At 70.1% G+C, this 15110-nt stretch carries 11 protein-coding genes and 1 pseudogene; 6 read left to right on the top strand and 6 right to left on the bottom strand.

What is annotated here, in order from left to right:
• Positions 1-105: 105 nt before the first annotated feature.
• A complete protein-coding gene (gene recQ / locus AB0I51_RS08885; protein WP_362972821.1) occupies positions 106-2148 on the top strand; it encodes a DNA helicase RecQ in 2043 nt (680 codons plus the stop codon).
• Here the strand turns inward: recQ and AB0I51_RS08880 are convergent.
• The 3 genes and pseudogenes from AB0I51_RS08880 to fahA form a co-directional block, all read right to left on the bottom strand.
• Positions 2145-2531: pseudogene (locus AB0I51_RS08880) on the bottom strand (HEAT repeat domain-containing protein); the annotation flags it as partial. The gene recQ and the pseudogene AB0I51_RS08880 overlap by 4 nt on opposite strands.
• Before the next feature lie 76 nt (positions 2532-2607).
• Positions 2608-3546 (bottom strand): M56 family metallopeptidase, encoded by a 939-nt coding sequence (locus AB0I51_RS08875; RefSeq protein ID WP_362972819.1) that lies wholly within the window; start codon positions 3544-3546, stop codon positions 2608-2610.
• 176 nt (positions 3547-3722) lie between these two features.
• Positions 3723-4937 carry a fumarylacetoacetase gene (fahA, locus tag AB0I51_RS08870; RefSeq protein ID WP_362972817.1) on the bottom strand — a complete coding sequence of 405 codons (1215 nt, stop codon included), beginning with the start codon at positions 4935-4937 and terminating at the stop codon, positions 3723-3725.
• Positions 4938-5134: 197 nt separating this feature from the next.
• Between fahA and AB0I51_RS08865 the strand changes: the two genes are divergently transcribed.
• On the top strand, positions 5135-6412 hold the full coding sequence (locus AB0I51_RS08865) for an ATP-grasp domain-containing protein (RefSeq protein ID WP_362972815.1): 1278 nt from the start codon (positions 5135-5137) through the stop codon (positions 6410-6412).
• An 81-nt stretch (positions 6413-6493) separates the two neighbouring features.
• Positions 6494-7696 (top strand): NAD(P)-binding domain-containing protein, encoded by a 1203-nt coding sequence (locus AB0I51_RS08860; protein ID WP_362972813.1) that lies wholly within the window; start codon positions 6494-6496, stop codon positions 7694-7696.
• A gap of 11 nt (positions 7697-7707) precedes the next feature.
• Here the strand turns inward: AB0I51_RS08860 and AB0I51_RS08855 are convergent, their stop codons facing one another.
• From AB0I51_RS08855 to AB0I51_RS08845, 3 genes are all read right to left on the bottom strand, one after another.
• Positions 7708-8346, bottom strand: coding sequence for a hypothetical protein (locus AB0I51_RS08855; protein ID WP_362972811.1), 639 nt, complete (start codon positions 8344-8346; stop codon positions 7708-7710).
• A 163-nt stretch (positions 8347-8509) separates the two neighbouring features.
• The gene (locus AB0I51_RS08850; protein ID WP_362972809.1) at positions 8510-9652 is read right to left on the bottom strand and encodes an arabinogalactan endo-1,4-beta-galactosidase; all 1143 of its coding nucleotides are present in this window, start codon (positions 9650-9652) and stop codon (positions 8510-8512) included.
• A gap of 75 nt (positions 9653-9727) precedes the next feature.
• Positions 9728-11728, bottom strand: coding sequence for a beta-galactosidase (locus tag AB0I51_RS08845; RefSeq protein WP_362972807.1), 2001 nt, complete (start codon positions 11726-11728; stop codon positions 9728-9730).
• Positions 11729-11905: 177 nt separating this feature from the next.
• Here AB0I51_RS08845 and AB0I51_RS08840 point away from each other — a divergent pair, with 177 nt between their 5' ends.
• Genes AB0I51_RS08840 through AB0I51_RS08830 form a run of 3 tightly spaced genes read left to right on the top strand, consistent with a single transcriptional unit; the run spans position 11906 to position 15086 of the window.
• Positions 11906-13240 (top strand): substrate-binding domain-containing protein, encoded by a 1335-nt coding sequence (locus AB0I51_RS08840; RefSeq protein ID WP_362972805.1) that lies wholly within the window; start codon positions 11906-11908, stop codon positions 13238-13240.
• Positions 13237-14223, top strand: a complete 987-nt coding sequence (locus AB0I51_RS08835; protein WP_362972803.1) for a sugar ABC transporter permease — start codon at positions 13237-13239, stop codon at positions 14221-14223. Before AB0I51_RS08840 ends, AB0I51_RS08835 begins: the two co-directional genes overlap by 4 nt.
• Entirely contained in the window at positions 14220-15086 is an 867-nt protein-coding gene (locus tag AB0I51_RS08830; protein ID WP_362972801.1) for a carbohydrate ABC transporter permease, read from the top strand. The genes AB0I51_RS08835 and AB0I51_RS08830 overlap by 4 nt, the downstream gene beginning before the upstream one ends.
• Positions 15087-15110: the final 24 nt, after the last annotated feature.

Genomic DNA, 15110 nt, shown 5'->3' with positions numbered 1-15110 from the left:
GGTCACCGCCGCCGGCCTGTGGATAACTCCGACGCTGTCAGCGCGGAGCCCTATCGTGGACGCAGTGGTCGAGGGACGACGTACGGGGGACGAGCGATGCACGGGATGGGCGGGACGGTTGTGACGACCGAAGTACGGACGCCGACGGCACACGGCGAGAGCGAGGCACTGGCCACGCTCCACCGCGTCTTCGGCTACGACAGCTTCCGCGGCGCGCAGGAAGAGGTCATCGAGCATGTGGTGGCCGGCGGCGACGCCGTGGTCCTCATGCCGACCGGTGGCGGCAAGTCGCTGTGCTACCAGATTCCGTCGCTGGTCAGACCCGGTACGGGCGTTGTCGTCTCCCCGCTCATCGCGCTGATGCAGGACCAGGTGGACGCGCTGCGGGCGCTGGGTGTGCGCGCCGGGTTCATGAACTCGACGCAGGACTTCGACGAGCGGCGCGTGGCCGAGGCGGAGTTCCTCGCCGGTGAGCTGGACCTGATCTATCTCGCCCCGGAGCGGCTGCGGCTCGACTCCACCCTGGACCTGCTCTCGCGCGGCAAGATCTCGGTGTTCGCGATCGACGAGGCGCACTGCGTGTCCTCGTGGGGCCACGACTTCCGCCCGGACTATCTCTCCCTCTCGCTCCTGGGCGAGCGCTGGCCGGACGTCCCGAGGATCGCGCTCACGGCGACGGCCACGGACGCCACGCACAAGGAGATCACCCAGCGGCTGAAGATGCCGGACGCCCGGCACTTCGTGGCGAGCTTCGACCGGCCCAACATCCAGTACCGGATCGTGCCGAAGGCCGACCCCAAGAAACAGTTGCTGAGTTTCCTGCGCGAGGAGCACGCGGGCGACGCGGGCATCGTGTACTGCCTCTCGCGCAAGTCGGTCGAGGCGACCGCCGAGTTCCTGTCCCGCAACGGCATCGAGGCGGTGCCGTACCACGCGGGCCTCGACTCGGGCACCCGCGCGGCACACCAGTCCCGGTTCCTGCGCGAGGACGGCCTGATCGTCGTCGCGACCATCGCATTCGGCATGGGCATCGACAAGCCGGACGTACGGTTCGTCGCCCACCTCGATCTGCCCAAGTCCGTCGAGGGCTACTACCAGGAGACGGGCCGCGCCGGTCGTGACGGAATGCCGTCCACGGCCTGGATGGCCTACGGCCTGAACGACGTCATACAGCAGCGCAAGATGATCCAGTCCAGCGAGGGCGACGAGGCGTTCCGGCGCCGCGCCGCCGCCCACCTGGAGGCCATGCTCGCGCTCTGCGAGACCGCCCAGTGCCGGCGCGGCCAACTGCTCGCCTACTTCGGGCAGGACCCGGACGCGGCGGCCTGCGGCAACTGCGACACCTGCCTCACCCCGCCGGAGACCTGGGACGGCACGGTCGCCGCGCAGAAGGTGCTGTCGACGGTGGTGCGGCTGCAGCGCGAGCGGGGCCAGAAGTTCGGCGCGGTGCAGATCGTCGACATCCTCATGGGGCGGCGGACGGCCAAGGTGATCCAGTTCGACCACGACCAGCTGTCCGTGTTCGGTATCGGCGAGGACCTGGCCGAGGGCGAATGGCGGGGCGTCGTACGGCAGTTGCTGGCACAGGGGCTGCTCGCGGTCGAGGGGGAGTACGGCACGCTGGTGCTCACCGAGGCGAGCGGCACGGTGCTGCGGCGCGAGCGGGAGGTGCCGCTGCGCAAGGAACCGAAGAAGCCGGCGGCTTCGCGGTCGTCGTCCTCCGGCCGGGGTGAGCGCAAGGCGAAGGCCGCGGCGGTGGAGTTGCCCGAGTCGTTGCAGCCCGCCTTCGAGGCCCTGCGCGCCTGGCGTGCGGAACAGGCCCGTGAGCAGGGAGTCCCGGCGTACGTCATCTTCCATGACGCCACGCTCCGGGAGATCGCGACGGTGTGGCCCACGTCGGTGGGGCAGTTGGGCGACATCAGCGGGGTCGGCGAGAAGAAGCTCGTGACGTACGGGGAGGGCGTGATCGGGGTGCTGGCTTCGCTGGGCGAGGCGCCGGCTGTGGCTCCGGCCGAGGTGCAGGTGCAGGTGCAGGTGCCGGCACAGCCGTCGGCACCTGCAACGGGCCGAGCGGCGAAGGATGTCGACCCCGGCGCGGACTACTGGCCGGAGATGGACGCGGAGCCGGAGCCCGAGGACTGGATTTAGCCGGTCTGAGTTGAGGGGGAGCCGAACGGACGGACCCTCCTCTGCTCCGCCACAGCGCGCGTCGCGTACGCCCTGACGTCCGTGTCCGTGTCCGAGTCGGTGGTCGCAGTGGCGTGGGCTGCGCGGGCGTCGGTGGTGCGGTGCCGGGGCAGGGCGAGGACGGCCGCCTTGCGTACGTCGGCGTTCGGGTCGGCCAGGGTCTTGGCCAGGGCAGGGACCGCGGTTTCGGGGGCCGCGGCGGACAGCGCCGTGGCGGCACCGGCTCGGACCTGCCAGGCCGCGTCCGTCATGGCGTCTACGGCTCGGGTCGCGAGGGGCACCGGGCAGCCGGTGGTGCCCAGGGCACCGTAGGCGGCGACGCGAACCAGGGCGTCGGGGGCGTCGGCTGTCGTCAGCCCCGGGTTGTCAGCCGAGGGGAGGGGCAGAGGGATGCGTCCTGTGGGCCGTGGCCCATGGGCATCAGCTCAGCGCCGTCAGTCCCGGCGCGAACACGATCAGCAGGGGCAGCAGGGGGACCAGTGCCGCCACCGTCGTCGTCAGGGCCCGGCGACGGCGGCCCAGGCGGGGGCGGGGGTCCAGGAGGCGGTCGACGCGTTCGCCGAGGAGGCGGTGGCTGGAGGCGCAGGAGAGGACGCCGCGGTGGTTGTTCAGCTCGATCAGTGCCAGCGCGGTGGTGAGGTGGCCGCATTGGCGGGAGGCGGTGTCGTCGGCGGCGAGTTCCACCAGCCGGTGGGTCTGGTCGCAGAAGTGGGCGAACAGCGGGACGCGCGGGAAACCGGAGGCCAGCGCGGTCGACAGATGCAGCAGCCAGTCGTGGTGGGCGCGGGCGTGACCGCGCTCGTGGGTGAGGACCGCGTCGAGCTGGTGTCCGGTGAGGCGGTGCAGGGCGCCCGTGGTGACGACCAATTGGGGCGGATGGCCCGGCATCCACCAGGCGTCCGGGTACTCGTCCTCCAGGACGAGGAGGGGGCCGCGCGCCGGGGGCAGCCCGGCGGGCAGGTCGGGGGCGCGCTCGAGCAGATGGGCGCGGGCCCGACCGCGCCGACGGCGGGCCTCGGCGAGTTCGCGGGCCAGCATCGCCGTCGTCCAGGCGGCGCCGCAGGCCAGCGACAGCGTGAGGGCGACGGCCCAGACGGGAGCGGCGGAGAGGTCGTAGGCCGCGGTGACGGCGGGCGGAGCCGGGGCGAAGACATGGTCGCGGACGGTGTGGAAGACGGTCGCCGCGCCGAGCACGAGGGCGCCCAGACAGCACAGCAGGACCGTGGCGACCAGGCACTGCCACACCCACAGGCCGACCACGGGTTCCCGCTCGGGCCACACGGCCCGGGTCAGAGCGCGCGGAACCGGCACGGCGGCCGAGAGGGCGACGACGCTCAGCAGGAGCAGGCAGACAGTCATGCCACGGGCTCCGGATCCTGGTCAACGGCACAGACAGAAGGACGAACGGGAGGTGTGCGGGTGCGGCTGTACCCGAGGGCGAGCGCACGCGGTGTGGGCCCGCCCGCCGTCAGTATGACTGTCCGGGCGGCCGGAGTCAGGTGTACGGCGAGCACCGGGAGCACCCGCGACCCTCCTCAGCCCCGTGCCACGATCCGCCCGGTGACCTCACCGAGCCCCACCCGCGTGCCGTCCGCGCCCGGTGCCCACGCCGACAGGGTCACGACATCCCCGTCCTCCAGGAACGTCCGCTTGCCGTCCGGGAGTTCGAGTACGTCCCGCCCGTTCCAGGTCAGCTCCAGCAGCGAACCGCGCTCACGTTCCGCGGGCCCGCTGACCGTGCCGGAGCCGTACAGATCGCCGGTGCGCAGGGAGGCGCCGTTGACCGTCATCTGGGCGAGCTGCTGCGCGGCGGTCCAGTACATGGTGGAGAACGGCGGCTCGGAGACGACGTGGCCGTTGATCGCCACCGAGATCCGCAGGTCGTAACCGCCGGGCTCCTCCGCCGAGTCGTCCAGATAGGGAAGGAGTTCGTGTGTGCGCTCGGGCGGTGCGGTCCGGGCCTCCTCCAGCGCGTCCAGCGGGGTGATCCACGCCGACACCGAGGTGGCGAAGGACTTGCCGAGGAACGGGCCGAGGGGGACGTACTCCCAGGCCTGGATGTCGCGAGCCGACCAGTCGTTGAGGAGGCACAGTCCGAAGACGTGCTCGCGGAAGTCGGCGAGCGCCACCGGTTCGCCCATCCGCGACGGCGTGCCGACCACGAAGCCGACCTCCGCCTCGATGTCCAGGCGGATCGACGGGCCGAAGACGGGCGCCGGGTCGGACGGGGACTTGCGCTGCCCGGACGGTCGTACGACCTCGGTGTCCGAGACCACGATCGTGCCCGAGCGGCCGTGGTAACCGATGGGCAGATGCTTCCAGTTGGGGGTCAGGGAGTCGGGCGCGTCGGGGCGGAAGATGCGGCCGACGTTCCGGGCGTGGTTCTCGGAGGCGTAGAAGTCGACGTAGTCCGCGACCTCGAAGGGGAGGTGCAGGGTCACCGCGGAGAGCGGGTGGAGGAAGGGGGCGATCGTCTCCTGGTGGGAGGGCACCGTCACCCACGCGGTCAGCGCGCGCCGGACGTCCGACCAGGCCGTACGGCCCGCGGCGAGCAGCGGGTTGAGGGTGGGGTGCGCGAGAAGGGAGACATACGGCGAGCCGAGCGCGGCGGCAGCGGCGCCCGCGTCGAGCACCTGGTCGCCGTAGCGGACGCCGACGGTCCGTTCGTCCGAGCCGAGGGGCGAGAAGACGCCGTAGGGAAGGTTGTGCGGGCCGAAGGGGTCGCCCTCGGGAAGATCGAAGGGGGGCATGGGGTGCTGCCTCACTCTCGTACGTACTCGCATGTGGCCGCGCCACAGGTTACGGGTGAGTTGCAGGGAGCGGCAGTGTCTAAAGAGTTCGCAATGTCCGAATAGGTCTTGTCGGAGGAGGCAATTCCGGCTTAGCGTCCTTTGGGGGACACGGACGGGGTGGGTCCGGTCCGTAGGGGGGACACGTGGGGGGACCCGTGGCCAAGCGCACCAGCAGTGTGCCTTTCGAGGCCGACCGCGCGGTGCCGGGCCTGATCGTGAAGTTCGGCGCCTACCCGCTGCATCACGGCGGGGTGGGCGCGATCCGCAGTCTCGGCCGTCTCGGCGTGCCGATGTATGCAATCACGGAGGACCGATACACGCCGGCCGCGGCATCCCGCTATCTGGAACGCGCGTTCGTCTGGCCGACGACCGGCACCGAGCAACCCGAACGACTCGTCGAGGGACTGCTGCGCATCGGGCGCCGCATCGGCCGTCCCGCCGTCCTCATCCCCACCGATGAGGAGGCCGCCGTCCTGATCGCCGAGCACCAGGACGCCCTCACCGACCGTTTCCTGTTACCGCGCGTGGATCCGAAGCTGCCGCGCCGACTGGCCAGCAAGCAGGGGCTGCACGAACTCTGCGTGGAACACGGCATCCCCAGCCCCACGGCCGCCTTCCCGCAGTCCTACGACGACGTCGTCGACTTCGCGGAGAAGGCCCGCTTCCCGATCGTTGCCAAGAACCGGGAGGCGTTCGTACGGCGCTCCCGGCCCGCGGTGAACGGCACGACGAGGATCGCCACCCGCGAGGGACTGCTCGCGCTCGCCCGTGACTGGGGCGAGCACCCCGGCGTGATCCTCCAGGAGTACCTGCCGAGGGAGGAGGCCGAGGACTGGATCGTGCACGCCTACTTCGACCGGGACTCCACCCCGCTCGCCATCTTCACCGGCGTCAAGGTGCGCTCCTGGCCGCCGCACGCGGGCATGACGGCAAATGCGTATGTCGTGGACAATCCGGAACTCGCGGATCTCGCCGCGCGTTTCATCAAACAGATCGGCTTCACCGGAGTCATCGACCTCGACCTGCGCTTCGACCGGCGCGACGGTCAGTACAAACTGCTCGACTTCAACCCCCGCATGGGCGCCCAGTTCCGACTCTTCGAGAACGAGTCGGGGGTGGACGTCGTCCGCGCCATGCACCTCGACCTGACCGGCCGCTCCGTCCCGGAGGGGGAACAGCGCGCCGGCCACCGGTACATCGTGGAGAACATCGACCTGCCCGCCCTCCTCGCCTACCGCCGCAGCGGCTATACGACGCCGCACGCACCGGCGAAGGCGAGCGGGACCGAGCTGGCCTGGCTCGCGGGTGACGACCTGCGGCCGTTCGTCACGATGCTCGCTCGCTTCGTGCGGCCGGGCGCGAAGCATCTGTATCAGCTGTGGCGCGCCAACCGGCGCGGCAGCAGCACCAGTAGCGGCAGCCGGCAGCAGTAGTGGCCAACAGGCAAGCAGCCAGTAGCAGTTGGCGGCAGCTGCAGCACGAAGTGGCGAATTGACGTCCTGGGGAGGGACTTCGTGATTCAACCGGTAGCAATCATCGGCGCCGGCCCGTTCGGCCTGTCCACCGCCGCGCATCTGCGGGCGCGCGGCATCCCGGTCCGTGTCTTCGGCGAGCCCATGGTCAGCTGGCGCGACCACATGCCGGCCGGAATGCTCCTGAAGTCGACCCCGGCCGCCTCCAACTTCGACGCCCCGCAACCCGGCCACAACCTCGTCGACTACTGCGACGCGGCCGGCATCCCCCGCCTGGTCACCGACGAGGACATCATCCCCATCGAGACCTTCATCGGCTACGGCGAGTGGTTCCAGCAGAAGCTGGTGCCCGAGCTGGAGCGGGTACGGGTCGTGTCGGTGGACCGGAACAAGGGCGGCGGCTTCGAACTCAAGCTGGACTCGGGTGAGTTGTTCACGGCCCGCGCGGTCGTGGTGGCAACGGGGCTGTACGGCCTGGCCCACCTCCCGCCCGAGCTGGCGGCAGCGGCGGCCGACGGCCCCGTCCTCACCGGTCCCGTCTCGCACAGCTCCCAGCACCACGACCTGAGCGGGTTCAAGGGCAAGGAACTGATCGTCGTCGGCGCCGGCCAGTCCGCGCTGGAGACGGCAGTACTCGCGGCGGAGGCGGGCGCGCAGGTCCGGATCGTCTCGCGCGGGCACGGCCGGGTCGCGTTCGGCGCGGCGCCGTGGGACCAGCCGAAGCTGCGCCCGGAGTCCCCCTTCGGGCGCGCCTGGTCGCTGTGGGCGCTGAGCTACTACCCCCAGCCGTACCGCTACCTCCCCGAGGGGACCCGCCACTACCTGGTGCGCGGGGTGCTCGGTCCGCTCGGTGCGTGGTGGCTGCGGGAGCGGTTCGAGGGGAAGGTGCAGGTCAGCGAGGTCGACCGGATCGTAAGGGCGGATGCGGAGGCGGGCAGCCCGGTCCTGACGGTCGCCACGCACCGCGGCGGTACCGAGCAGCTCACCGCCGACCACGTCATCTCGGCGACGGGCTATCGGGTCGACATCGCGGCGATGGACTTCCTGGGGCACGAGCTGCGCACTCAGCTCGCGGTCAGCCGGGGTACGCCGAAGCTCGGTGCCGGGTACGTGTCGTCCGTGCCGGGGGTGTACTTCACGGGGCTGCCGGCCGCGTCGTCGTACGGGCCGGTGATGCGGTTCGTGTGCGGGACGGAGTTCGCGTCACCGCGGCTGGCGAAGCATCTGGCGGCGGCGCACGGGTAGTTGACGAGCTGTCAGCTCTCTTTTCTATCGCTGCCCTGCGTCAGCTCCAGGAGCATCGGGCGCAGGAGGGGCGCCAACTCAGGGGCGGAAAGGTCCAGTTCGGCCATCGCCGCGGTGACCGTCGCGCTCAGCGCGCGGCGGAGTTCCGGTGCGGTGAGGGAGCGGACGAGGGGCGACTCCAGTGGGGTGGTCACCTCGTCCGGGAGGAGGCGGGCACCCTTCGAGTGGGCGGTCGGGAGGTCGAGGCGCAGGCAGGCCAGGGCGATCAGCCGATCGCGCAGGGCGTTGATCCAGTGCGCCGCCTGCCATGCGCGGTCGCGTTCGATACAGATGCGGTCGCGCAGGACGTGGTGCCAGGCGAAGCCGATGAGTGTGTTGCGGTCGGGCGGACCCGGATGACGCTCGCGCCACCCGCACCTAGGTTCCGGTGGTGCCGGGCGGCGAACTCGTCGTGGATCCACGCCGTCCACTGCTCTGCGGCTTCGGCGACCTCGCATCGGACGGCCGGCACGACGTCCGGTGTCCGACCAGCGGTCGCCGTCGCCGGTGGCATGCGAGCCGGTGAAGGCGAAGCCGACGACCGAGTCGTCGGCTTCGGCGCGGGCGAGGAGTCGGGCGCGGGTGCGGTCGCGTTGTTCGGGGGTGAACATGCCAGGCCGGTCCCGGGGCGAGGGGTTGTGGAGGTGTGACGGTTCGGCGGGGAAGTGACCCACTTTTTTTTGGGTGAGGTGAGGAGGAGGCAGCGGAGGACGCGGCCCGGGCCCGGACGCTGCTGCACCGCAGTTCCAGAACCCGGAGCTCCTTCCAGTAGCTCTACGACCGGTAGCGGCCCAGCGTCTTCAAACCCGGCAGCGCCTTGTCGTCGAAGTCGAACAGCGCCAGGTTCTCCCACGCGTTGCCTGACGTCGGGTCCGTCGGGTCCCAGCCGTCGCCCTTGCGGTACGTCCAGACACCCTCCCAGTAGCAGTAGCCGAGGCCCTTTCCACCGGGGACATCCACCATCAGGTCCGCCACCGTGCGCAGCCACGCCGCCTGGCCCGCCGGGGTCGCCGGGTAGCCCTCCGTGAGCTGCGAGGGGTCGTACATGATGTCGTTCGTCGCGTCCTCGCTCTCCAGCGTGAACGGATACGCCGTCTCCGCGATCAGCACCGGCTTGTCGTAACGCGCAGCCAGATCGGCCAAGTTGGCCGCTGCTGCCGCCGGGGCGCCGTGCCAGAACGGGTAGTACGACTGGGCGATGATGTCGAAGTCGACCCCGTCGGCCACCACGTTGTCGTACCACCAGCGGGACGTGCCGTTGTCGCCGCCGGAGGCGATGTGGAGCATCGTGCGGATGCGCGGTGTCGTGTCGCGGGCGGCGGTCAGGCCGGCCTTCAGGAACGCCGTCAGGTTGCCCCAACCCCCGGCGTCGTCACCCCAGTTCTTGCCGGTGGGCCAGAGCAGGCCACCGTTGATCTCGTTGCCGATCTGGACCAGGTCCGCCGGGGTGCCCTGGCGGCGCAACGAGCCCAGCACGTCGGCGGTGTGGTCGTAGACCGCCCTCGTCAGGCCCGCCACGTCCAGGTCCGCCCAGGCGGCCGGCTTGGTCTGGTGGGCGGGGTCCGCCCACGTGTCGGAGTAGTGGAAGTCGATCCAGATGCCGATCCCGGCCCGGCGCAGCCGCTTGGCCAGCGGGAGGATGTGCTGCTTGTTGTTGTAGCCGTCGGCCGGGTTCACCCAGACCTTGAGGCGGGCGTGGGTCACCCCGGCATCCGCGAGGATGCGGATCGGATCGTCCCGGCGGCCGTCCGCACGGCGGTACACCGCGCCGAAGGCCTCGTCCTTGGGGAGGGACGAGATGTCCATCCCCCGGATCTCCAAGCGGCGCCGGTCGGCGGCGACAGCCGGCGCTGCCGACAGCACCGGGATCGAGAGTGCCGCCGCACCCGCCGCCGTAAGAACACTGCGTCTGCGCATCACAGAGCTTCCCTTCACCAAGTAACCAAAGAAACAAGCGAGTTGAGCCGAAGAAGCAAACGGGTCGAGCGGAGGTCAGCGCGGGTCGCGGAACACCTCCACCCCGCCCGCCGGTACCGCCGCCCGGCTCCCGTCCGGCAGCACCACCTTCACCTCGCTCCCGGTGTGGTTCACCGCGAAGCGGAACGTCCCCGACTCGCCCTCCCGTACGACGAGTTCGACATCGCGGGGCAGGTCGACCGGTGTGATGCCCGCGTCCGCGAGGGCGAGGTCCACCACGGCGGCCAGGTCGGCACCGGTCAGCCGCGTCGCGAGGTACCACGCCGCCCCCGACCCCACCGCGTGCCGCGTCAGCGCCGCCCCTCCCGCCGTACGGCCGTCCGCGAAGACCGCGACCGTCTCGCAGCCCGCACCCGGGATCACGACCTCCGACCACAGATCCGCCGTGTACGACGACCCGTCCGCACCCCGCACCGCCACCGTCTCGCCCGGCAGCAACGGGTCGAACTCCTCGACGGTCAGGCCGAGTACGTCGCGCAGCGCCCCGGGATACGCGCCCGGATGCAAGGTGTCGTTCTCGTCGACGATCCCGGAGAAGAAGGAGACCAGCAGGGTGCCGCCCCGCGACACATACCGTTCCAGATCGGCGCCCACCCCGACCGGCGCCGAGTACAACTGCGGTACCACCAGCAGCGGATACCGCGCCGGGTCCAGGTCGGCCAGACCCGTCGGCGGCAGGAAGTCCACCGTCAGGTGCCGGTCGTAGAGCGCCTCGTAGAACGAATCCAACCGCTCCCGCGCGTCCAGGTCCTGGCTCGGCCGCCACTCCAGGCTCTGTGCCCACCAGGAGTCCCACGACCACACCATCGCCACGTCACCGCGCGTCCGTGTGCCCCGCAGATCGGCGAGGCCGGCGATGCGTCGGCCGAGGTCCGTGACCTCGCGCCAACCCCGGTTGTCGGTACCGGAGTTCGCCAGCATCGCGGTGTGGAACTTCTCCGCGCCGGACTGCGACTGCCGCCACTGGAAGAACATCGCGCCCTCGGAGCCGCGCGCCACGTGCCCGAGTGAGTTGCGGGCCATCTCGCCGGGGCGCTTCGCCGGGTTGTACGGCTGCCAGTTGACTCCCGACGTGGCGTGCTCCAGCAGCAGCCACGGACCCCCGCCCGCCACCGAGCGCGTCAGGTCCGCCGCCAGCGCCAGGTTCACATGGGTGCGGCGGCCGTCGGTCATCAGGTAGTGGTCGTTGGTGACGAGGTCGACCTCCTTGGCCCAGGCCCAGTAGTCGACGGTCTGGCCCTGGCTCGGCGCGACCATGAAGTTGGTGGTGACGGGCACGCCGGGGGAGAGGCGGTGCAGGATGTCCCGCTCGGCGACGAAGTTGGCGCGGGCCTGCGCGTCGGCGAAGCGGTGGTAGTCGAGTTGCTGGGTGGGATTGCATACGGACGGGGTCGCGCGGGGCGGGGTGATCTCCTCCCAGTCGCCGTACTGCTGGCCCCAAAAGGCCGTTCCCCAGGCGTGGTTGAGGGCGTCGAGGGTGTCGTGGCGCTCACGCAGCCAGCCCCGGAAGGCCGCCGCGCAGGTGTCGCAGTAGCAGGCGAGGACGGGGGCGCCGTACTCGTTGTGGACGTGCCACAGGACGACGGCCGGGTGGCTGCCGTAGCGCTCGGCGAGGGCCGTCGTGATCGTGGCCGCCGCCGCACGGTAGTCGGGGTTCGAGTGGCAGATCGCGCCGCGCGAGCCGAAGGCGAGGCGCACGCCCTCGCGGGTCACCGGCAGCGCGGAAGGGTGCGCGCGGTAGAACCACGCCGGCGGTACGACCGTCGGTGTGCCGAGGTTCACCGCGATGCCCGCGCCGTGCAGCAGGCCGATCACCGTGTCCAGCCACTCCCAGTCGTACTCGCCGGGGCGCGGCTCAAGACGGGCCCAGGAGAAGACGCCGAGGGAGACCGCCGTGACACCGGCCTCCCGCATGAGCCGTATGTCCTCCTCCCAGACCTCCCGCGGCCACTGCTCGGGGTTGTAGTCACCTCCGAAGGCGAGCGGCAGACGGTCGTACGGGACGGGGGACGGCATGGGTTCACTCCCGAAATTGACGGCTGTTTCTGTGATCGTGCACATAGGTGGTCGCGGTTCCCACCCATCAGCAACAAGTAGGTAACCCCAGGCGGCACCCATTGACAAGGGTCCGAAACAATTCTCTACTGTGCACGGTCACAGAGCCGTGGACAGGCTCGCACTCAGTCAGGGGAGATGAAGATGTCGATCCACCGCCACCAGTTCAGCAGGCGCAGCATCCTTGCCGGGGCAGCAGCTGTCGGCCTCACCGGCACCCTCGCCGCCTGCGGCGGTTCCGACGACGACTCCGGCAAGAGCAGCGGGCCCGTCAAGCTGACCTACTGGTCGTGGGCGCCGAACATGGACAAGGTCGCCGCGATCTGGAACAAGAAGAACCCGGACATCACGGTCACCGTCTCCAAGCAGGCCGCCGGCAAGGACATCGTCTCCAAGCTGATCACCGCGAAGAAGGCGGGCAACGCCCCCGACCTGATCCAGGTCGAGTACCAGTCGCTGCCGACGCTGGTCTCGAACGACGTCCTCGCCGACATCTCGAAGTACGCGAAGTCCGCCAAGTCCGAGTTCGCCGAGGGCCTTTGGAGCATGGTCACGCTCGGCACCGACGCGGTCTACGCGATACCGCAGGACTCCGGCCCGCTGATGTTCTTCTACCGCGAGGACCTGTTCAAGCAGCACAACCTGACCGTCCCCACCACCTGGGACGACTTCGCCAAGACCGCCCGCGCCGCCAAGAAGGCACTTCCGAACGCCTACTTGACGACGTTCTCCTCCAACGACCCCGGTCTGTTCGCCGGGTTGGCGCAGCAGGCCGGCGCCAAGTGGTGGACCGTGGGCAGCGGCGGCAAGTGGACCGTCGGCATCGACGACGCGGCCACCAAGAAGGTCGCGGACTTCTGGGGCGGGCTCGTCCAGGAGGGCGTGATCGACAACCAGCCGATGTACACGCCGGCCTGGAACAACGCGCTGAACAAGGGCACCAACATCGCCTGGGTCTCCGCCGTGTGGGCGCCCGGTGTGCTCGTCAGCTCCGCCCCCGACACCAAGGGCAAGTGGCGCATGGCCCCGCTGCCGCAGTGGAGCGCGGGCGAGAGCGTCACCGGCAGCTGGGGCGGCTCATCCACCGGTGTCTCCACCGACTCCAAGCACGCCGAGGCCGCGGCCAAGTTCGCGGCCTGGCTGAACACCGACCCGGAGGCGCTGGCGGCGCTGGTCAAGGAGGTCGCCATCTACCCGGCGGCCACCAAGGGCCAGTCCGGCTCGGTGCTCACCCCGCCCGCGTTCTTCCCGAACCAGACCGACTTCTACGACACCGCCGCGAAGATCGCCGCGACGACGGCCGCCTCCGCCTGGGGCCCGAACGTCCAGGTCGCCTACGACACCTTCAACGACGCGTTCGGCAACGCCACCAAGGCGAAGAAGGCGGCCCAGTTCGACACCGCGCTCGCCACCATGCAGTCGGCGACCTTCACCGACATGAAGAAGCAGGGCTTCAAGGTGACCGAGGCATGACCAGCACTCCGCTCAAGGGCTCCGACCTGACGGCCGGGCCCTTGGCGGACGGCACCGCCACCACCGTCCGCCCCCGCCGCCTCCGCCGTCGTGGCCGCAGCGCGCCGTACTGGTTCCTCGTACCGGCCCTGCTCCTGTTCGCCGCCTTCACCGTCGTACCGATCGGGTACGCGGTGTGGCTCAGTCTCCACAAGGTCCAGGTCAAGGGCATCGGCCTCGGCAAGGGCGCCCGCGAACAGGTGTGGAACGGCATCGGCAACTACACCGCCGTCTTCGAGGACTCCGAGTTCGGCCACAGTGTCCTGCGCGCCTTCGGCTACGGCCTGATCGTCATCCCCACGATGCTCGGTCTCGCCCTGGTCTTCGCGCTGATGCTGGACACCCCGCAGGCGCGCAGCGCCAAGTTCGCCCGGCTCGCGATCTTCCTGCCGTACGCCGTCCCCGGCATCATCGCCGCCCTGATGTGGGGCTTCCTGTACCTCCCGACGGTCAGCCCCTTCTACTACCTGCTGCGCGAGTTCAACCTCCCGCAGCCGGACCTGTTCGACGGCGGCAACCTGTACCTGTCCTTCGCGAACATCGCGGTGTGGGGCGGCACCGGCTTCAACATGATCGTGATCTACACGGCCCTGCGCTCGATCCCGCAGGAGATCTACGAGGCCGCCCGCATCGACGGCGCCTCCGACCTGAAGATCGCCCTGCGGATCAAGATCCCGATCGTGCTGCCCTCCCTCGTGCTCACCTTCTTCTTCTCGGTCATCGCCACGCTCCAGGTCTTCACCGAGCCCATGGCGCTCAAGCCGCTGACCAACGGCCTCTCCAGTTCCTGGAGTCCGCTGATGGCCATCTACGACGCCGCGTTCCTCAGGTCGGACATCTACGGCGCCTCCGCCACCGCGGTGGTGCTGGCCCTGGCGACCTTCGCGCTCTCCTTCACCCTGCTGCGCGTCTCCGACCGCTACACCCGGGAGGACCGGGCATGACCCCCCTCACCCTCACCGCCGCCGACACCAGGCCCAAGCGCACCGCGTGGGTGCCGACCCTGGTGCTGATCCTCGGCTCGCTGTACTGCCTGATCCCCGTGGCCTGGGTGGTCATCGCGGCCAGCAAGGGCCACGGCGAGCTCTTCTCCACCTTCACCTTCGCCCCCGGCACCGGATTCCTCGACAACTTCAAGGAGTTGAGCTCCTACCGGAACGGCATCTACTGGCAGTGGATGGTCAACTCCCTCTTCTACGCGGGCGGCGGCGCCCTGCTGTCGGCCGCGGTCTCGGCCGCCGGCGGTTACGCGCTGGGCCGATTCGCCTTCCGCGGCCGGGAGTTCGTCTTCAAGCTGATGCTCGCCGGCGTCCTCGTCCCGAGCATCGTGCTGACCGTCCCGCAGTACCTGCTCCTGTCGAAGCTGGGCCTGGCCGACTCGTACTGGTCGATGCTCCTCCCGTCGATCCTCTCCCCCTACGGCGTCTACCTCGTCCGTATCTACGCGGCGGCCTCGGTGCCCGCCGAACTCCTCGAAGCCGCCCGCATGGACGGCGCGAGCGAGTGGCGGATCTTCTCGCGGATCGCGGTGCCGATGATGATGCCGGGGCTCATCACGGTGTTCCTGTTCCAGTTCGTCGGCATCTGGAACAACTTCCTGCTGCCGTACGTGATGCTCGCGGACGACACCAAGTTCCCGATCACGCTGGGCCTTTACACCCTGCTCAACCAGGGCGCCTCCCAACCCGCCCTCTACACCTTGGTCATCATGGGCTGCTTCCTCGCGATCCTGCCGCTGATCGCGCTCTTCCTGGTGATCCAGCGCTTCTGGTCCCTGGACCTGCTGAGCGGCTCGGTCAAGGCGTGAGGCAGGCACCGAGCACCAACTCCC

It is taken from the genome of Streptomyces sp. NPDC050549 (genome assembly GCF_040655035.1).
In the GTDB taxonomy this organism is placed as follows: Bacteria; Actinomycetota; Actinomycetes; order Streptomycetales; family Streptomycetaceae; genus Streptomyces.
This window is presented reverse-complemented; position numbering and strand designations above follow the sequence as displayed.